Source organism: Dechloromonas sp. ARDL1 (genome assembly GCF_051122455.1).
Taxonomy (GTDB): Bacteria; Pseudomonadota; Gammaproteobacteria; order Burkholderiales; family Rhodocyclaceae; genus Azonexus.
In genome coordinates, this window is record NZ_CP168939.1 from 506,972 (window position 1) to 526,634 (window position 19,663).

General features: G+C 58.2%; 11 protein-coding genes. 8 read left to right on the forward strand and 3 right to left on the reverse strand.

Annotated elements, in window-relative coordinates; translation table 11 throughout:
• The first annotated feature begins 29 nt into the window (after positions 1–29).
• From AB6Q56_RS02460 to AB6Q56_RS02485, 6 genes are all read left to right on the forward strand, one after another.
• Entirely contained in the window at positions 30–2,906 is a 2,877-nt protein-coding gene (locus AB6Q56_RS02460; RefSeq protein WP_434515612.1) for an SNF2-related protein, read from the forward strand.
• A 19-nt stretch (positions 2,907–2,925) separates the two neighbouring features.
• Positions 2,926–3,105, forward strand: coding sequence for a hypothetical protein (locus AB6Q56_RS02465; RefSeq protein ID WP_434515613.1), 180 nt, complete (start codon positions 2,926–2,928; stop codon positions 3,103–3,105).
• Entirely contained in the window at positions 3,095–5,398 is a 2,304-nt protein-coding gene (locus AB6Q56_RS02470) for an AAA family ATPase (protein ID WP_434515614.1), read from the forward strand. Before AB6Q56_RS02465 ends, AB6Q56_RS02470 begins: the two co-directional genes overlap by 11 nt.
• Positions 5,399–5,401: 3 nt before the next feature.
• Entirely contained in the window at positions 5,402–7,141 is a 1,740-nt protein-coding gene (locus AB6Q56_RS02475) for a site-specific DNA-methyltransferase (RefSeq protein WP_434515615.1), read from the forward strand.
• On the forward strand, positions 7,138–8,193 hold the full coding sequence (locus tag AB6Q56_RS02480) for a virulence RhuM family protein (RefSeq protein ID WP_434515616.1): 1,056 nt from the start codon (positions 7,138–7,140) through the stop codon (positions 8,191–8,193). Before AB6Q56_RS02475 ends, AB6Q56_RS02480 begins: the two co-directional genes overlap by 4 nt.
• 88 nt (positions 8,194–8,281) lie before the next feature.
• Positions 8,282–10,972 (forward strand): DEAD/DEAH box helicase family protein, encoded by a 2,691-nt coding sequence (locus tag AB6Q56_RS02485; protein WP_434515617.1) that lies wholly within the window; start codon positions 8,282–8,284, stop codon positions 10,970–10,972.
• Positions 10,973–11,094: 122 nt separating this feature from the next.
• Here the strand turns inward: AB6Q56_RS02485 and aceB are convergent, their stop codons facing one another.
• On the reverse strand, positions 11,095–12,693 hold the full coding sequence (gene aceB, locus AB6Q56_RS02490) for a malate synthase A (RefSeq protein ID WP_434515618.1): 1,599 nt from the start codon (positions 12,691–12,693) through the stop codon (positions 11,095–11,097).
• Positions 12,694–12,807: 114 nt separating this feature from the next.
• Here aceB and AB6Q56_RS02495 point away from each other — a divergent pair, with 114 nt between their 5' ends.
• A complete protein-coding gene (locus tag AB6Q56_RS02495) occupies positions 12,808–13,710 on the forward strand; it encodes a LysR family transcriptional regulator (protein ID WP_434515619.1) in 903 nt (300 codons plus the stop codon).
• The gene (locus tag AB6Q56_RS02500) at positions 13,710–14,063 is read left to right on the forward strand and encodes a YbaN family protein (RefSeq protein ID WP_434515620.1); all 354 of its coding nucleotides are present in this window, start codon (positions 13,710–13,712) and stop codon (positions 14,061–14,063) included. The genes AB6Q56_RS02495 and AB6Q56_RS02500 overlap by 1 nt, the downstream gene beginning before the upstream one ends.
• Before the next feature lie 105 nt (positions 14,064–14,168).
• On the opposite strand, the gene AB6Q56_RS02505 is transcribed toward AB6Q56_RS02500, so the two are convergent.
• Both AB6Q56_RS02505 and aceA read right to left on the reverse strand, forming a co-directional pair.
• On the reverse strand, positions 14,169–17,828 hold the full coding sequence (locus AB6Q56_RS02505) for an EAL domain-containing protein (RefSeq protein ID WP_434515621.1): 3,660 nt from the start codon (positions 17,826–17,828) through the stop codon (positions 14,169–14,171).
• A gap of 224 nt (positions 17,829–18,052) precedes the next feature.
• The gene (aceA, locus tag AB6Q56_RS02510) at positions 18,053–19,363 is read right to left on the reverse strand and encodes an isocitrate lyase (protein ID WP_434515622.1); all 1,311 of its coding nucleotides are present in this window, start codon (positions 19,361–19,363) and stop codon (positions 18,053–18,055) included.
• Between the last annotated feature and the right edge of the window lie 300 nt (positions 19,364–19,663).

A 19,663-nucleotide genomic window follows, 5' to 3' on the forward strand; every position in this document is an offset into this window, starting at 1 on the left:
TTGGCGCCGGCTTCGAATAAAATGCCCGGATGCTTACCAAACAACAGTCCAGATACTTCGCTTGGCAACTGACGAGGCGCGCCGCGCCAGATACGATGGATTTGCTTGCCTCGACCTTGGTCGATGCTCAAGTCGATCTCAATCCTCACCAGGTCGATGCTGCGCTGTTTGCCTGCCGCAATCCTCTGTCGCGTGGGGTGATTCTTGCCGATGAGGTAGGGCTCGGAAAAACCATCGAAGCGGGTTTGGTGATTGCCCAGCATTGGGCTGAACGCCGCCGCAATATTCTGATCATCGTTCCCGCCAATCTGCGCAAGCAGTGGTATCAAGAATTGCGGGAAAAATTCGCGCTTGAATCCGTCATTCTGGAAACTAAGAGCTATAACGCCGCACGAAAAAACGGGGAAGCCAATCCCTTCTGTTCTCCCGGCAAAGTGGTGCTTTGTTCCTACCAGTTCGCCAAAGCGAAAGCTGACGATATACGCCGTCTCCCTTGGGACTTGGTTGTTTTCGATGAAGCCCACCGCCTACGGAATGTTTATAAAACCGGAAACGTCATCGCCCGCACGCTCAAAGATGCCGTGGGTCACGCAGTCGGCAAGGTGTTGCTGACGGCGACACCGCTACAAAACTCGCTGCTCGAACTTTATGGATTGGTCAGCATGATCGACGAACGGGTTTTCGGCGATCTGGACAGCTTTCGTCAGCAATTCGGGCAAATCAGCCGAGAGCAAACCTTTGCCGACTTGCGCGCCCGCCTTTCACCGGTATGCCTGCGTACCCTGCGCCGGCAGGTGCAACTTTATGTGCCGTACACGCGGCGCATACCGATTGTTGAAGAATTTATCCCAACGTCCGATGAAATCGAACTGACTGCGCTGGTTTCCGACTACCTGCGTCGCCCGGACCTCAAAGCTTTGCCCAATAGTCAGCGCCAACTGATTTCCCTGGTCTTGTGGAAGCTACTAGCCTCATCGACCCACGCCATTGCCGGTGCGTTGGGGGCAATGGCCGACCGCCTGGAAAAAATGCTGGGTACTCAGGCCGCTGAAGACATTGTGGAAACATTCAACAATGACTACGAAGCATTGAACGAAACAGCCGATGAATGGGACAGCGACGAATCGGCGCTCGATGGCCCGCAACCCGAACGAACAGCCATTGAGCGCGAAATGCGTGAGCTGCGTCACTTTCAGCAACTGGCCTCAGGTATACGGCAGAATGCCAAGGGAGTTGCGCTACTCAAGGCGCTGGATAAAGCCTTCGCCGAGCTCGAAAGGCTCAAGGCGGCACGTAAAGCCATCATCTTCACGGAGTCTAAGCGGACTCAGGCCTATCTGCTCCAACTATTGGCTGAAACCCCCTACGCCAACGGTGTTGTTCTGTTCAATGGCACCAATAGCGATGAACGGGCGCAGCAGATTTACAGAGACTGGCTAAAGAAACACGAAGGTACCGACCGCATCAGCGGTTCACGCACCGCCGATACTCGCGCGGCGCTGGTGGAGTATTTCCGCGAATGCGACAACCCGGCGGGCACCATCATGATCGCCACCGAGGCTGGTGCCGAAGGTATCAACCTCCAATTCTGCTCGTTGGTCATCAACTACGACCTGCCCTGGAATCCGCAGCGCATAGAGCAGCGCATCGGTCGATGCCATCGTTACGGCCAAAAGCACGATGTAGTCGTGGTCAATTTTGTCGATCTTTCCAATGAGGCAGATCAGCGGGTCTATCAACTCTTGGCAGAGAAATTTCAACTCTTCGAAGGTGTCTTCGGGGCGAGCGATGAAGTGCTTGGCGCCATCGGCTCCGGTATCGATTTCGAACGACGCATTGCCGAAATCTATAAAACTTGCCGCCAGCACGAAGAGATCAAGGCCAGCTTCGAGCAACTGCAACTCGATCTCTCCGGCGAAATCAACCAGGCCATGGTCAAAACCCGGCAATTGCTGCTGGAGAACTTTGACGAAGAAGTGCAAGCCAAGCTGCGGGTGCGGGACGAAGCCGGCAAAGCCACGCGCGGTCGCTACGAGAACCTACTGCTCGAGCTGACTGAGGCGGCGCTGCCAGGAAAGGCAGCATTTGATGACCATGGCTTTACCTTGCTGGAGTTGCCTTCGCCAACGCTTGCAGGGGAAGTCCCGCTCGGGCGCTACGAACTGCCGCGTCGCTCCGGCGAAGCTCACCTTTACCGTGTTGGCCATCCGCTGGCTGAATGGATCGTCGCACAGGCAAAACAAGGCGAACTGCCGCCCGCCCGACTCTGCTTCGACTACGAAGCCTATGCCCGAAAAAATGGCCGAATCACCACACTGGAATCTTTGAGGGGAAAATCCGGGCAGCTTCAGGTCGAGCTGCTCACCGTGGAGGCCTTGGGCAGAAAAGAAGAGCGGCTCATCGTGTCTGCTGTCGATGCCCACGGAAAGCCCGTAGCGGCCGACGACGGCGAAAAAATGCTGCGCTTGCCGGCCAGCGAGCACGCCTCGCATGAGGTCGGTGTTCCCGGCGATGCGCTACGCACGGAAGCGGAAAGCCGTCGTACCGTCGCGCTGGGAGAAATCAACCAGCGCAACCTCAGCTATTTTGAGGCCGAGGTGCAAAAACTCGATGCCTGGGCAGACGACCTCAAACTTGGCCTGGAACAGGAACTCAAGGAACTCGACCGACAAATCAAGGATGTCCGGCGCGAAGCTTCATCGGCCCTGACCCTGGAAGAAAAAATCAATTGCCAAAAGCGGCAGCGCGACCTTGAGCAAAGCCGCAATCGCAAGCGCAGGGATATGTTTGACCGCCAGGATCAGATTGACGACGAGCGGGGGCGCTTGATTGATGAATTGCAGGCTGGATTGGCGCAAAAAACGCATTCCAATGTGCTATTTTTCGTCGCTTGGGAACTACGATAAATAGCTTTGGGAGTGAGAAGTGAATCCAAGTGCCGAATTGGCGAGCAAAGTTCTGGATCGCCTTGAAAAAGAAAAATTGCTATCGGCAGATCAGCGCAAGCGAATCGCCGAAAAACTGGTTCAGGGAAAGTTGAAGCAAGAAGATTGGCGCTCGGCGATAGAGCTCTCCATGCCCAAGGAGGACGGTCATGGCAGCTAAGACCCCATTACGTTCCCTGTCGGTGCAGTCGCTGCGAGGCGCGACGACACCGGTTTCCGTGAACTTCGAGTCGAGCAAAACCCTGACCTTGATATACGGCGAAAACGGCACAGGTAAAACGACGATTTGCGATGCCTTCGACTTTATCGGCAACGGAAAGGTCGGTTCGCTGGATGGGCGTGGACTTGGCGTAACGACGGCTTATTGGTCCTCGTTAGGCTCGGCCAAAAGTCAAATTCTGGTGGAGTTGGAGACAACATCAGGAAAGTGGCAGGGGGTATTTAACAAAAATGCAGTCCAAGTTAAGCCAGTTAGCGGCATGCCGAACATCTCGGTTTTACGGCGCAGCCAACTGCTTCAACTGCTCCAGGACACGCCCGCCAATCGCTATGCGGTGATTCGCCCCTTCATCGATATATCACCCATCGAAGCTTCCGAAAACGAACTGCGCAAGCTGATCGCCGAAATCGAACGTCAGCAAACAACAGCGAGTGCAGTGATCAGCGAAAACCGCGCTGCATTGGAGGAACGCTGGGGCGTAGCTGGCAAGCCCGGTAGCGACTACATGACCTGGGCCGAAAGCGAAGCCAAGAAAAGCACCGCCCAACTTGACAAGGGCTTGCTCTGTTTCAGGACGGTCGCTTCCGCGATTGTTCGCGTTCAGAATGACGCATCACGCGTGCAGCAGGCCGAAGACAAGCTGCAAACTAGCCAGCGGCAATTCGAATATGAAGAAAATGCCTTGAGTCAAGCCAAGGCAAGCTGCCTGTCGGATGAAGTGACGACCATCGAATTGCTGTTGGTAGCCAAAGCGCATCTGGAAGGGCTGCAAAACGTGGATCATTGCCCGCTTTGCGGCAGTGCGGAATTTGCCCAAGGGCTGCCGATGCAGGTAGCGCAGCGGCTGGAGAAGCTGAGTGCACTTCAGTCGGCATTGACGGCGCGAAATCAGGCGGCCAATTCCGTGGCGCAGCAACAAACGATTGTGGAAAACGAGCGGCTGCGTTTGGAGCAGGCGCTTGCCCAGTTTCGGCAAGCCTGGGAATCGGCGCGCGACATGTTCGTTGCCCAAGGTGGCGATGAGGCAAGCGTGTTGAGCGCATTGGTAACCGAAATTCCGGATGCCGATCTCCTTCTGGGCGTCGGCCAAACCATGAACCGGCTGATAGAAAACCTGGAAGCTTCAAAATCCGGTATCGAGACCCTGCAATTAGCCTTGGATCGCTACCGAACCAACTACGAAAGCCAGCTGGAAATCAGTCGGGTGCTGCCCAATCTACGGAAGTCGCTTACAGCCATGGAGGAGGAACGGCGCGCCTACGTCGATGCCAAATTGAAAGCGATTGCCGATGAAGTCGGGCGACTGTATGAAAAATTGCATCCCGGCGAGGGGCTAAACAAAATCAGCCTGAAACTTGATCCGGCGAAACGCGGCTCTTTGGAACTGGGAGCAGAGTTTCTTGGGCAACAGGATGCGCCGCCTCATGCCTATTTCAGCGAATCTCATTTGGATTCGCTCGGACTATGCATCTTCCTCGCGCTAGCAGGATTGCAGGGGCGCGAAAATACGATTCTGGTGCTCGACGACATTCTCGGCAGTATCGACGAGCCGCACGTGGATCGACTGATCACCCTGCTTTATGAAGAATCGCAGCAATTCCTGCACTGTGTTCTGACGACCCACTATCGCCCGTGGAAAGAGAAGTACCGTTGGGGCCACATGCGTCCGCCTTTTTGCCAGTATGTGGAACTGAAAAACTGGAGTCCGGGAAAGGGCGTCTCGCATGGCAAGGGGGCTCCGATGCCGGTGGCCGAGCTTGGTAAACTACTGGCGGAAGAAACGCCCAGCCCGCAACTGCTTTGCGCCAGCGCAGGGGTCGTGCTGGAAGCCACCTGTGACTATTTGACTGCGCACTACGAATGTTCCGTTCCCAGGCGCAAAGGCAAACCTACGCTGGGCGATTTGCTGCCGTCCATCGACAAGAAACTGAAAAGCGTACTCAAGGTGGAGAGTCGTCAAACTGATGGTAGCTACCTGGCGACAGAATTGGGGCCGATTTTCGAGCAACTACAGAACACCATGCAGGTGCGCAATATTTTTGGCTGTCACTTCAACGAACTGGCAATGCATTTACCGGATCAGGATGCCATCGATTTTGCCCGGCTCGTCTATCAGGCAGCAGAAGCTTTATGCTGCCCGGAGGAGGGCTGGCCAACGATGGAAAAAGCTGGCTCTTACTGGGCGACGCGTTCCGAAACGCGGCGCCTGCATCCTTATAGAAAACCTTCGTAATACATGACGCAAAAACAAAAACTCGAACTCACCTGGATCGGCAAGGACAAGCGGCCGAAGCTGGAACCGCGGATTCTGGTGGAGGAAGCAGAGAAGTCGTATCACGCCCGGCAGCGGGTGACGGACACGGATATTTTCGACAACCAGTTGATCTTCGGCGACAACCTGCTGGCCTTGAAGGCGCTGGAAGCGGAGTACGCGGGCAAGGTCAAGTGCGTGTTCATCGACCCGCCCTACAACACCGGCAGCGCCTTCACCCATTACGATGACGGGTTGGAACATTCGATCTGGCTGGGGCTGATGCGCGACCGGCTGGAAATCATCCGCCGCCTGCTCGCCGAGGACGGCTCGCTGTGGATCACCATCGACGACAACGAGGCGCACTACCTCAAGGTGTTGTGTGATGAATTGTTTGGTCGGAACAATTTTGTGGCGACTTGTGTCTGGGAGAAAGACAAAGGAGGCAGAGGCGATGCTGATATTTCCTTATCTCACGACAACATTCTGGTTTACGCGAAAGATCGTGAGTGCTGGTCAAAGTACCGAAACCTGATGCCTCGAACCGAGACACAACTTGGTAGATTTAAAAATCCTGATAGCGATCCTCGTGGGGCTTGGCGTCAAGGGGATGACGGCACTGCAAAAAGCGGAACGGAGAAACAGCGTTTCCCTGTGAGTTTGCCATCTGGCCGGATCGTTACGCCACCGCCTGGACGGTATTGGGCTTTTTCTCAAGAAACACTAGCTACAGCCAGGTCCGAAGGGCGGGCATACTTTGGTGTGGATGGCGACAGATTGCCAATCATCAAACGTTATTTGTCTGAAGTGCGAGACGGTGTGGCCCCTCGTACTTGGTGGTCAGCGGATGAGGTTGGCACTAACCAGCAAGCGAAACGTGATCACTTAAACAAGCTGCTCACAGATGTAGAACCTTTTGCTACGCCTAAGCCTGAGACACTAATTCAGCGAATTGTTCACATCGCCACCAACCCCGGCGACCTCGTCCTCGACTCCTTCGCCGGTTCCGGCACCACCGGCGCCGTGGCCCACAAGATGGGCCGGCGCTGGATCATGATCGAGCTGGGCGAGCACTGCCATACCCACATCATCCCGCGCTTGAAGAAGGTCATCGACGGCGATGATCCCGGTGGGGTGACTGCTGCGGTCAACTGGCTGGGCGGCGGCGGTTTCCGCTATTACCGGCTGGCCCCGTCGCTGCTGGAAAAGGATCGTTGGGGCAACTGGGTGGTCAATCCGGAATACAACGCGGCGATGCTGGCCGAGGCGGTGTGCAAGCTGGAAGGCTTCAGCTACGCGCCGTCGGAAAACCATTTCTGGCAGCACGGGCATTCCAGCGAAAGCGATTTCATCTATGTGACGACGCAGACGCTGGGTGTGGAGCAACTGGCGCAACTGTCTGAGGAGGTGGGTGAAAGCCGTTCGCTGCTGGTCTGTTGCAGCGCTTTCCGTGGCCTCACCGCCGTGCAGGCCGGGCAACGCTGGCCGAATCTGAGTTTGAAGAAACTGCCTAAAATGGTGCTTTCGCGCTGCGAGTGGGGCCACGATGATTACAGCCTCAATGTGGCCAATCTGCCGATGGCCGAGAAACCACACGCCGAGCCGCCTGCCGAGCCGGAAGTGCCGCTCTCCTCGGCCCTTTCCGGCAAGGGGCGAGGGAAAAAAGCCGCTCAGGCTGAGGCGACCCTGGATTTGTTTGGTGAGGACAAGGAGCCGGGGGCATGACGGGCGGCGGCGAGTTCCTGCTTTACCAGACCGAGGATGCCCAGACGCGGGTTCAGGTGCGCTTTGCTGAGGGGGGCGTCTGGCTGACGCAGCAGCAGTTGGCCGACTTGTACCAGAGCACGCCGCAGAACATTACTCAGCATATTCGCGCCATCTACAACAGCGGTGAGTTAGGGGAAGAGGCAACTTGTAAGCCGTACTTACAAGTTCGCGAAGAGCGTGGGCGGCAGGTTAGCCGGAGCCTGAAGCACTACAGTCTGGAGATGGCGCTGGCGATTGGCTACCGGGTGAAGTCGCACCGGGGGACGCAATTTCGGCGCTGGGCGACTGAACAATTGCAGGCCTATCTGCACAAAGGCTTTTTGCTGGATAACGAGCGTTTCAAGGACGACCAGGACGGCGGCTATTTCGAGGAGCTGCTGGCGCGCATCCGCGACATCCGTTCGTCGGAGAAGGCGTTTTGGCGCAAGGTGCTGGACATCTACGCGACCAGCATTGATTACGACCCGAATACGGAAACTTCGCGGCAGTTTTTCGCAACCGTGCAAAACAAGATGCACTGGGCTGCTCATGGGCATACGGCTGCCGAATTGATTGCGTTGCGTGCCGATGCTCAGGCGCCGAACATGGGGCTGACCAGTTGGGCTGCAGCCTCGCGTGGCGGGCCAGTGCGCAAGTCAGATGTGGCCAGCGCCAAGAACTATCTCGATGCAGGGGAGCTGGAGACGCTGAACCGCATCGTCACCGCCTATATCGAAGTGGCCGAGTTGCAGGCCAGCGCACGGCAGCCGATGACGATGCGCGACTGGAGTACGCAGCTCGACGATTTTTTGCGCCTGACGCGCAAGGACATCCTGACCCATGCGGGCTCGGTTTCCGCCGAAGCGGCGTTGATCAAGGCACAGGCGGCGTTTGCGCAGTATCAGCAGCAGATCGGCGCTTTGCCGGGGCGGGTCGAAAAGGATTTTGAGGCGGCGATTGCACAGCCGGTCAAACAACTGGAAAAGAGCCGAAAGCGCTTGCCAAAGAAGAAAGCAGGGGACGGGGAATGAATAAGCGTTGGGAGATGAAGCGGTCAGTTATTCGAGATTCCTGGATAACCCGGTCTGCCTGTTTGCATCAAATACAAAGAGGACGCCCATGAGCGCAGAACAAGTCGTCCGTTCCCTGTCGGGACGCCTGAGCCTGCGTGCGCCGCAGCGGGAGTCGCTGGAACAACTGGCGCGGGCCATCGCCGTGGCGCCAGATACTTTGGCTCATGGTGAGCGCGATTTGCCGGCGCTTCTGGCGCAAATGCAGGCCGCATTTCCGTTGCTCAAGGATTTTGACCGGGAATTTCCTTCGCTTTGTTTCGCACTGGCGACCGGCGTGGGCAAGACGCGCCTGATGGGCGCCTTCATCAGCTACCTGTATCTGGCGCATGGTATTCAGAATTTTTTCGTGATGGCGCCGAACCTGACCATCTACAATAAGCTGATTGCCGATTTCACGCCGAATACGCCGAAGTATGTGTTCAAAGGCGTCGCCGAGTTTGCGGTGTCGCCGCCGGAGATCATCACCGGCGATAACTACGAGCAGCGCGGGGCGAATTTGCAGGGTGGGTTGCTGTCGCCGGTGACGATTAACATCTTCAACATTTCCAAGATCAATTCGGAGGTGCGCGGCGGCAAGAGCCCGCGCATTAAGCGGCTTTCCGAGTATATCGGTCAGAGCTATTTTGACTATCTGGCGGCCTTGCCCGATTTGGTCTTGTTGATGGATGAGTCACATCGCTACCGGGCGAGCGCTGGGGTGCGGGCAATTAACGAACTCAAGCCGATTTTGGGTTTGGAGCTGACGGCGACGCCTTTTGTCGAGAGTGCCAAAGGGCCGGTGCCGTTCCGCAACGTGGTGGTCGATTATCCGCTGGCGCGGGCGCTGGACGATGGGTTTGTGAAATCTCCCGCCGTGGTGACGCAGCGCAATTTCAATCCCGCACAATACCCGGCAGATGCGCTGGAGCGCATCAAGCTGCAAGACGGGGTGCGTTTGCACGAAGCAACCAAGGTGGAGCTGACTACCTACGCCCACCAGAACGGCGTGCGTTTGGTGAAGCCTTTCATGCTGGTGATTGCGCGGGATACGACACATGCCGGCCAGTTGCTGGATTTGATCCAGTCTGCCGAGTTTTTCGAGGGACGTTATCGGGACAAGGTGATCCAGGTCGATAGCAGCAAATCGGGGGTGGATGAGGAGCAGATGGTTAGCCGCTTGCTGGCGGTGGAAAGCGTCGATGAGCCGACGGAGATTGTGATTCACGTCAACATGCTGAAGGAAGGCTGGGATGTGACCAATCTGTACACCATCGTGCCGCTACGGGCCGCCAATGCGCGGACCTTGATCGAGCAGTCAATCGGGCGCGGCCTGCGTTTGCCGTATGGTCAGCGCACCGGCGTGGCGGCGGTGGATCGATTGAATATCGTTGCCCATGATCGCTTTCAGGAGATCGTCGACGAGGCGAATCGACCCGATTCGACGATCAGGCTGCAGCAATTGATTCTGGATGCGCCGGAAGATGATGCGCGCAAGGTGAGCATCGATGTGCCGTCATTGGCCGATGTCGAGCTGGGCTTGGCTGTGCTGCCAGGCGTGCCCGGAATGGAAATCCGGCAGCCGGTTTATACGACCTCAAGAGAAATGGAAGTGGTGCGTTTGGCTCGGCAGGTTGCCGCAAGCTATGAGATTCGCCGCGATTTGGCGCCGACCAGCGGCGCTTTGCTGAATGCGCCGATTCAGGCTGAAATCGTGGCTGCGGTGCGTCAGCAAATGGCCCCGGCCCAGGGGGATTTGTTGCCGGAAGAAACGCCGGTGGATGTGGCGGCGATCGTTGCTCAAACGATTCAGTCAGTGGTGGAGCGATCCATCGACATTCCGCGTATTGTTGTGGTGCCGACCGGGGAGGTCGTCGGGGGATTTCGGCCGTTTTCGCTGGATACGAGAGGTTTTGCCAGCTTGCAACCGGGCGAGCGGGATATTCTGATTCAGAATCTGCATAACCATGCCCAGGAAACACTGGCGGCACAGGCTGGTATTGTCGAGCAGCGCCCGGAAGATTACATCGTCCATGGTTTGATGGATTTCGATGACATTGACTACGATAGTCATGCCGAGTTGCTGTATGACCTGGCGGGGCAGGCGGTTGCGGCGTTGCGAGAAAAACTGGCTTCGGACGATGAGTTACGCAATGTGCTGGATGGATATCGTCGCCTGATTTCCGACAATATCCACGCGCAAATGCTGGATCATTTCGATGAAGGTTCTGTTGGCTATGTGGCAGAGGTCAAACGCGGTTTTACTGCCATCAAGTCGTGCAGCTACTCGGCGACGGCCGGAGAAATTCATTATTTTCGCGATACGGTCGCTGAGATCGGCAAGATCAAGCAGATGCTCTTTGGCGGCTTTGAAAAGTGTCTGTATCCGCTGCAGAAGTTCGATTCCGATACCGAACGGCGCTTTGCGGTGATTCTGGAGCGGGAAGCCGCGAAGTGGTTCAAACCGGCCAAGGGGCAGTTTCAGATTTTTTATCGCTTGGGGGCTGAGCAACCGGAGTACGTGCCGGATTTTGTGGCGGAAACGGCTAACGAGATTCTGATGTGCGAGACCAAAGCTCGGGGGGATTTAGCTTCCGAGGAAGTGTTGGCGAAAGCCGCTGCAGCTGCAAGGTGGTGTGCTCACGCCTCGGACTACGGTAAAGCCGTGGGCGGTAAACCGTGGCGTTATCTATTGATTCCCCATGACGAAGTAGCGGACAACCGGACGCTGGCCTATCTTTCCAGATTTTCAGTGGAGTAGTTCTTGGAAGAGTCAGGAAACGGTTTTTGCCCAAAACGGGCAGTGCACCGCAGCAGTCGCTTCCAGGCATAAAAAAACGCCGGGTTGCCCCGGCGTCAAGTCTCTCTCCACTTCGTATTTTTTTAGGCCATCGCTTCGTACAGCGGCAGGGTCAGGAACTCCGGGTAATCCGGGGTCAGCGACATGCGGTCGAAGATTTCGGCGGCCTGGTCGTAGGAGGCGGTATCTTCGCCCTGGGCGGTGACGGTGGCCTTCACCTTGGCCAGTTCCTCGGCGATCATCGGGCGGACCATTTCAACGGTGACCTTGCGGCCGTCGTCGAGCACACCCTTCGGCGAAACCACCCACTGCCAGACTTGCGAGCGGGAGATTTCGGCGGTGGCGGCGTCTTCCATCAGGTTGTGGATGGGCACGCAGCCGTTGCCGGCCAGCCAGCTGCCGAGGTAGTGGATGCCGACGTTGATGTTGTTGCGCAGGCCGGCTTCGGTGATCGGGGTGGTCGGGCGGAAGTCGAGCCATTGTTCCGGGCCGAACTTGCCTTCAACCTGCTTCTCGAACTGGTTCGGCTTGTCGCCGAGCACCTTGACGAACTCTTCCATGGCGATGGGCACCAGGCCCGGGTGGGCCACCCAGCCGCCGTCGAAGCCGTCGTTGGCGTCGCGGGTCTTGTCGTGGCGGATGCCGGCCAGCGCTTTTTCGTTGGCGACCGGGTCGTTCTTGATCGGGATCAGGGCCGACATGCCGCCCATGGCCGGTGCGCCACGCTTGTGGCAGGCCTGGACGAGGGCCAGGGCGTAGCCGCGCATGAAGGGCACTTCCATGGTGATGGCGCCGCGTTGGGCCAGGCAGAAGTCCTTGTTCTTCTTGAACTTCTTGATGCAGGAGAAGATGTAGTCCCAGCGACCGGCGTTCAGGCCGGCGGAGTGGTTGCGCAGTTCGTACAGGATTTCTTCCATCTCGAAGGTGGCGAGGATGGTTTCGACCAGCACGGTGGCCTTGATGGTGCCTTGCGGCAGGCCGACGTGGTCCTGCGCCATGACGAAGGCGTCGTTCCACAGGCGGGCTTCGAGGTGGCTTTCCATCTTCGGCAGGTAGTAGAACGGGCCGGCGCCGCGGGCGATCTGCTCCTTGGCGTTGTGGAAGAAGACCAGGCCGAAGTCGAACAGGCCGCCGGAAACGCGCTGGCCATCAACGAGGACGTGCTTTTCGTCGAGGTGCCAGCCGCGCGGACGGATCTGCAGGGTGGCGATCTTGTCGTTCAGCTTGTATTCCTTGCCGGCTTCGTTCTTGAACGACAGTTCGCGGCGGATGGCCTTGTACAGGTTCACCTGGCCCTGGATCTGGTTTTCCCAGTTCGGGCTGTTGGAATCCTCGAAGTCGGTCATGTAGGAGTCAGCGCCCGAGTTGAAGGCGTTGATGATCATCTTGGCTTCGACCGGGCCGGTGATTTCGACGCGGCGGCATTGCAACGCGGCCGGCACCGGGGCAACCTTCCAGTCGCCTTCGCGGATGTGCTTGGTTTCCGGCAGGAAGTCCGGCATTTCGCCGGCGTCGATGCGGGCCTGGCGCTCGACGCGGGCCTTGAGCAGTTCCTGGCGACGGCCTTCGAAGGCGCGGTGCAGCTTGGCGACGAATTCGAGGGCTTCGGTCGTCAGAATGGATTCCCATTCGGGCTTCACGGGGGCGGTAATTTGCATACCGGCGGGCAGATTGAGGGCCATGCGGAACTCCTGAAAAAAGAAGGTTTCGGATACTGCGATGGGATGCATTCTATGAGTCTTCTATAAGACTTGAAAGACGGCTAAAATCACTTCATCTTTTACTTAAAGTATTAAATGGACCGCCTCAAGCAGATCGAAGCCTTTGCCAGTGTCGCAACCCGGGGGAGTTTGTCCGCGGCGGCGCGGGTCGAGGGGGTTACACCGGCGATCATCGGGCGCCGCATCGATGCGCTGGAGGCGCGGCTGGGCGTGCGCTTGCTGGTGCGTACCACGCGCAAGCTGACATTGACCTTCGAAGGGCAAGCTTTTCTGGAAGACTGCCAAAAACTGCTCAACGACCTGGCCAATGCCGAGGCGGCGGTTTCGCTCGGTGGCCTGAAAGCCAGCGGCTATCTGAAGGTATCTGCCCCTGCCGGCTTTGGGCGGCAGCATGTGGCGCCGCTGGTTGGCGATTTCATGCAGGTTAACCCGGAGGTACGGGTCAATCTCAATCTGAGCGACCGCCTGGTCGACCTGATCAACGAAAATATCGATTGTGCGGTCCGTATTGGCGAAATGACCGATTCCAGCCTGATCAGTGTGCGTCTGGGCGAGATGCGCCGCATGGTGGTAGCCAGCCCGGCTTACCTGGTCGAGCATGGGGTGCCGCGCTCGCCAGCCGATCTGGCCGGACACAACTGTTTGTCGCTCGGCCAGCAGCGAGGTTGGATATTTCGTCATCCGGATAGCGGGGAAACGGAAACCATCAAGGTCAGTGGCAGCTTTGAGTGCAACGATGGCGCCGTGTTGCACGAGTGGGCGCTGGCCGGGCGCGGGCTGGCCTGGCGTTCGCTGTGGGAGGTTGGGCGCGACCTCAAGGAAGGACGGCTGACCTCGGTTCTCGATGCCTGGCAGGCGCCACCGATGGGCATTTATGCGGTCTTTCCGCAGCGCCGCCATCTGCCGCTGCGGGTCAGGCTTTTCATCGACCTGCTCAAGGACAACTACAGCCGGCCCAGCTATTGGGAACTGCGCTGATGAAGACGCCCGTCTATCGCACGCTGGGGGCGCTTTCCGTCGTCCTCGGTGTGATCGGGGCCTTCCTGCCGCTGTTGCCGACGACGCCTTTCCTGATACTGGCGGCTTGGTTCTTTGCTCGCTCCCATCCGGAGTGGGAGGAAAAACTGCTGGCGCATCCCAAGGCCGGCCCAGCCATCCGTGCCTGGCGCGATCATCGGGCGATTCCGGTTGCCGCCAAATGGGCGGCGGCAATCATGATGGGCATCAGTGCGTTTGGGGGCTGGTACGGTTTGCCTGAGCCGTGGCGTTATCTGCCGCCGTGTATCGCTGTTGTGGTGCTGGGCTGGATGTTGAGCAGACCTTCGGTTTAGACGCGCTGACAAAATGATCCTGGTGTTGTTGCGCCCCCAAGCGGATTTCCTGTGGGTGTCGGTATTCTTGATCAGGAGCGCTGCGCTTCGTTTTGTTAGCGCTTCTTAGTTGGGCTGCTCCGTGGTGCGCCGTTTTCGCTCGTTTCGTCGTGGTGCGTGGGTCGGGCGGAGGGACGGTCTGGCCTGATAGGGCGTTTTTAGGGCCGGAGCAGGCCGGTTATCAGCGGTTTCGTTGCAGAAACTGAAAAGACTCCGGGTGAGCGCATCGCGCAAATGTTCGAGTTCGGCGAGTCGGCTGCCGATGTCCGCGCGTTGACCATGACGGTAATCGGAGATCAGTTCCCGCGCCAGACGGTGAGCTTGTTCGTGCAGATTGCTTGCGGCAGTGATTTCGATAATCTCCTCCGGGGTTGCCTTGACCAGTCGGCTGCCTAGCCAACTGCCAAAGCGGCATAGTCCCGGGTCGAGATCGGGTGGTGTGTCGCGTTGGCCGCTCAGGTAGGCGGTGACCTGACGTATCCAGGAGCGGTGCTCGACCATCGCGTACAGGGCTGGCAGTGCGTCGCGTCCAATGCGCCGGGCGGCTGTCCAGGCAGCAGGTGGCGTCCAGCTGCCGACCCAGGTGGGCATATCGTTACCGGGCATGGGCTGGGCGATACCGAAACCTTGGCCGAGTTCACACCCCAATTGCAGCAGCAACTCGCCATGTGCTTCGGTTTCAACGCCTTCGGCGATCAGTTCGCGTGCAAAGGCATGGGCAAAGCCGATGATGCCCTCGAGGATGGCAAGGTCGTCGGCGTTGTCCAGCATGTCACGGACGAAGCTCTGGTCGATCTTGAGGGCTTGGGCCGGCAGGCGTTTGAGGTAGGTGAGCGAGGAATAGCCGGTTCCGAAATCGTCCAGCGCGAAATGAATGCCGAGTTGGCGGCATTCGGCGATGACTTTCGATACGTGGGCCAGTTCTTCCAGTGCGCTGGTTTCCAGCACCTCGAGTTGAAGCAGCGAAGGCGAGACCTCCGGATGCAAGGCCATCGCCGTGCTCAGGCGCTGCACGAAATCGGGTTGTTGCAACTGGTAGGCGCCGACATTGATACTGACCGGAATTGCGTGGCCGAGTTTTTGCCAGCGGCTGATCTGAGCGAACGCCTGGGCAATGACCCATTCCCCCAGTACTTTTCCCAGCGCATGCTCTTCGATGGCCGGCAGGAACTCGGCGGGCAGCAGCATGCCGCGTTCCGGATGGCGCCAGCGTAGCAGGGCCTCGGTGCCAACCAGGCTACCGTCGCGCATGTTGACCTTGGGTTGGTAGTAAAGCGTGAATTCGTCGTTATCGATGGCTTCGCGGATACGTTCGATGCTCTCATGCCGCCCGCGGGTGCTGCGATCCTGCTCGATGTCGAAGAAATGGTAACGATTCTTGCCAGCGAGTTTGGCCTGGTACATGGCCTGATCGGCCTGGCGCAGCAGTTGGTCGGCGTCGGCCGGTTCGGACTGCGGGTAGAAGGTCACGCCGATGCTGGCCGATACCCGGTGCCCCGTGCCATGGAGGTGGATGGGGCGGGCCGCCGCAGCGAGCAGGCGTTCGAGGAGCGGCGCGGCAATCTGGTGCGATGGCAGGTCGAGGAGGATGACGACGAATTCGTCTCCACCCAGGCGGGCGATCGTGTCGCCTTCCCGCAGGGCATCTTTCATGGCTTGGGCGACGGCAATCAGGAATTGGTCGCCGGTCTGGTGTCCGAAGTTATCGTTGATCGACTTGAAGCCGTCCAGGTCGATATAGGCAACTCCCAGCAGGAGATTGCGGCGCTCGGATTGCCGCATGGCCTGGCGTAGCCGGTCGCCCAGCAGCACACGGTTGGGCAGGCCGGTGAGTGGATCATAGTGGGCAATGGATTCGAGTTCGCGCTGGTGTTCCTTTTGGGCCGTGATGTCGGAAAACAGGCCGATGTAGTTCGTCGGTTTGCCGCTGGAGTCGCAGACCGAACTGATGGTCAGCAGTTCGGCATAAACCTCGCCGTTTTTCCGTCGATTCCATATCTCGCCGGTCCAGTGCCCCTGTTCGATAAGCTGCTTCCACATCGATTCGTAGAATTCCGGCGGCTGACTCCCCGAGCGCAGGATATTGGGGTTACGGCCGATGGCTTCCTCGCGGGTGAAGCCGGTGATCCGGGTGAACGCTTCGTTGGCGTCGACGATCGTGCCATCGGTGCTGGTGACCACGATGCCTTCGCGTGCATGGGAAAAGACGCTGGCCGCCCGGAGCAGGGCGTCGGTGGCCAGTTTACGCTCGGTAATATCATGACAGAAGCCGATGTAACCGATGAAATTACCGTCGCTGTCGTAGCGTGGGGCGGCATCGTCGAGTATCCAGCGATAGTCTCCGCTCGCATGGCGCAAGCGGTACTCCATGCTGAATGCCTCGTGGCGCTCGAAGTGGCTGGTGAAGCGCTCCTGGCATTGTGCGAAATCGTCAGGATGTATTCCCTCCATCCTGCCTTGTCCGGTTTCCTGTTCCAGCGTGCGTCCGGTAAAGCGAAGCCAGGGCTCGTTGACGTAGTTGCACTGCTTGTCGGTGCCCGATGTCCAGATCAGCGCCGACCCCCCGTTGGCGAGGGTTCGATAGTGTTGCTCGCTGTCTTTCAAAGCCAGTTCGCGTTGACGCAGCGAGTCGAGGAGTACGTTGAAACTGCCGATCAGGCGGCCGACTTCGTCCTGTCGCTTTACATCGAGTGGCTGATCGGCAATGTGGTTGTGGGAGCTCATGTCGGTCAGTGCTTCGGTGGCTGCCAGCATGGGGGCGAACTGCTTGCGGAGCGTTCGGCGGACTAGCCACCAGGCCAGCGCACCAGCCAGCATGCTGAGCAACAGGGCAGACATCAACACGCGCTGTTGTAGGGCGCTTAGTGGGGCAAAGGCTTCAGCTGTCGGCAGTACGCTGACCAGCAGCCAGTCCGCCACCGGGATGCGCTTGGCGGCCGAAATCTCCTCGATACCCCGTGAATTCAGGGCAATGCCGTAGCCTTCGTAGCCGGCAACATAGCGATCGTTCATGATGTTGGCGCCTTGCGGCGGCGTCGGCGTCATGTTCCTGCCGCTGTCGGTGCCGGCGACCACGATGTGGTGTCGTGGGGCGATGATCAGATAGCCGCCGGTCTGCCCGTAGCGGGTTTTGACTATCTTCTGGAAAATGCTGGAGTCGCCGAGAATGATCGCGCCGACGACGGCGCCAATCGTCTGCCCGCTCGTCGACTTGATTGGGTAGGCCAGGCCGATGACCGGCGTGCCGAGGATCTTGCCAATGGCCGGTTTGCCGATATTGGGGCGCCCGTCCTTGAGTGCGGAAATCATGTAGTCGCGGTCGGCATAGGAAACACCGATGCGATCTTCCGAGTAGGGAAAGCTGGCCAGGGTTCTGCCATCATGGTCCGATACGCGCAGGCCACCGTTGAAGGGACGAATGTGCTCGGAATGTCTGACCAGGTAGTCCTGCAGGCGTTGTGGCGATTGTAAAAGCTCAGGATCGATCTCGCCGGCCATGTGCCCCAGTTGCGCGAGTCCATCCGCCAGTTCGTCGTTGAGTTGGGATGCCAGGGTCGAAACGGTTGAATACTGCTGATTCCCGATGACCCGTATGAAATCGTCGCGTAGGCTGCGGGTCGCATAGAGCGTCACCGTCCAGATGCCCAGAAGGAAGACAAGCAGCGTTACCAGCGTGATACGGTTCTGCAGGGACAGGCTTCTTGCTCGGGCATGCCAGCGAATCACAGACTCCCCTTCGATAGTTTTGCCTTGGCGCACCGGCACCGGCTATTTGAAGACAAGACTACCTTGATGGGGTGAGTCTGGCAAGTTTATTGTTTTTGTCGATATTGTTGATTGATGTTCGGCGTGTGCTGCGCTTGTCGAAAAAAAAAGACCGGCCCCTTGTGGGAGCCGGTCTATGAACGCTGCCGGGTAGGGCAGCGAGATGCCTAAATCGTAAAGTCCGATTAGTGGAACTGCTCTTCTTCGGTCGAGCCGGTGAGGGCCTTGACGGAGGAGGAACCGCCCTGGATGACGGTGGTGACTTCGTCGAAGTAACCGGTGCCGACTTCTTGCTGGTGCGACACGAAGGTGTAGCCATCTTCGCGGGCAGCGAATTCCGGTTCCTGAACCATGTTCACGTAGTGCTTCATGCCTTCGCCGCGAGCGTAAGCGTGGGCGAACTTGAAGGTGTTGTACCAGTTGACGTGGATACCAGCCAGGGTGATGAACTGGTACTTGTAACCCAGTGCCGACAGTTCTTCCTGGAAGGAGGCGATCTGCGAGTCGTTGAGGTTCTTCTTCCAGTTGAAGGACGGCGAGCAGTTGTAGGACAGCAGCTTGCCCGGGCAGGCGGCCTGAACGGCTTGAGCGAATTCGCGGGCGAAGCCGATATCGGGCACGCCGGTTTCGCACCAGACGAGGTCAGCGTACGGAGCGTAAGCAACGCCACGGGAGATGGACTGCTCCAGGCCGTTCTTGACGCGGTAGAAACCTTCCTGGGTGCGCTCGCCCGTCAGGAACGGCTTGTCGTTCTCGTCGTAGTCGGAGGTGATCAGGTTGGCGGCTTCGGCATCGGTACGAGCCAGGATCAGGGTCGGAACGCCCATGACGTCAGCAGCGAAACGAGCGGAGATCAGCTTCTCAACGGCTTCGCGGGTCGGCACGAGCACCTTGCCACCCATGTGGCCGCACTTCTTGGCGGCAGCCAGCTGGTCTTCGAAGTGAACACCGGCAGCGCCCGAGGCGATCATGTTCTTCATCAGTTCGAAAGCGTTCAGAACGCCACCGAAACCGGCTTCAGCGTCAGCAACGATCGGCAGGAAGTAGTCGATGAAGCCTTCGTCGCCCGGGTTGATGCCACGCGACCACTGAATTTCATCGGCGCGCTTGAAGGTGTTGTTGATGCGGCGAACCATGGTCGGCACGGAGTCGTAGGCATACAGCGACTGGTCCGGGTACATGGTTTCGGAGGTGTTGCCGTCGGCAGCAACTTGCCAGCCGGACAGATAAACGGCTTCCAGACCAGCCTTGGCCTGCTGCATGGCTTGACCGGCGGTGATGGCGCCGAAAGCATTCACGTAGCCCTTCTTGGCACCGCCGTTGACCTTTTCCCAGAGGGTCTTGGCACCGCGCTGGGCCAGGGTGTATTCCGGCTGCAGGGAGCCACGCAGACGGACGACGTCAGCTGCGGAGTAGCCGCGCTTGACGAGCTTCCAGCGGGGGTTTTCAGCCCAGTCTTTTTCGAGGGCGGCGATTTGCTGTTCGCGAGTGCTCATGTGAATTCCTCAAGAGATTTGGTTTGGGGGACGGCGTTGCGGCGGGAGGCCCGTTACAACGTCGATGGGAGAAGTATAGATATTTTTCTGCAGAGCAGCAATAGTCTTATATAAGACATAAGACAATATTTTTTTGTTTTATATCATTGGGTTGTTGTGTAAATTTTGCATTGTGAAACGCTGCTTGCTTCGATGAAATGCAATGCAGCATTTTTTGCCTCGGATGTCGGGAATTTTTCCCGATTTTGCGCGGAGGCCTTGCCTTGACCGTTCTCGAAATTGGGTGTTGAATCCGTCGAA

Bases quoted from the DNA above. Each gene is read 5' to 3' on its own strand.
- AB6Q56_RS02460 (WP_434515612.1), top strand. From the start codon at position 30: ATGCTTACCAAACAACAGTCCAGATACTTCGCTTGGCAACTGACGAGG.
- AB6Q56_RS02470 (WP_434515614.1), top strand. From the start codon at position 3,095: ATGGCAGCTAAGACCCCATTACGTTCCCTGTCGGTGCAGTCGCTGCGA.
- AB6Q56_RS02475 (WP_434515615.1), top strand. From the start codon at position 5,402: ATGACGCAAAAACAAAAACTCGAACTCACCTGGATCGGCAAGGACAAG.
- AB6Q56_RS02480 (WP_434515616.1), top strand. From the start codon at position 7,138: ATGACGGGCGGCGGCGAGTTCCTGCTTTACCAGACCGAGGATGCCCAG.
- AB6Q56_RS02485 (WP_434515617.1), top strand. From the start codon at position 8,282: ATGAGCGCAGAACAAGTCGTCCGTTCCCTGTCGGGACGCCTGAGCCTG.
- aceB (WP_434515618.1), bottom strand. From the start codon at position 12,693: ATGGCCCTCAATCTGCCCGCCGGTATGCAAATTACCGCCCCCGTGAAG.
- AB6Q56_RS02495 (WP_434515619.1), top strand. From the start codon at position 12,808: ATGGACCGCCTCAAGCAGATCGAAGCCTTTGCCAGTGTCGCAACCCGG.
- AB6Q56_RS02500 (WP_434515620.1), top strand. From the start codon at position 13,710: ATGAAGACGCCCGTCTATCGCACGCTGGGGGCGCTTTCCGTCGTCCTC.
- aceA (WP_434515622.1), bottom strand. From the start codon at position 19,363: ATGAGCACTCGCGAACAGCAAATCGCCGCCCTCGAAAAAGACTGGGCT.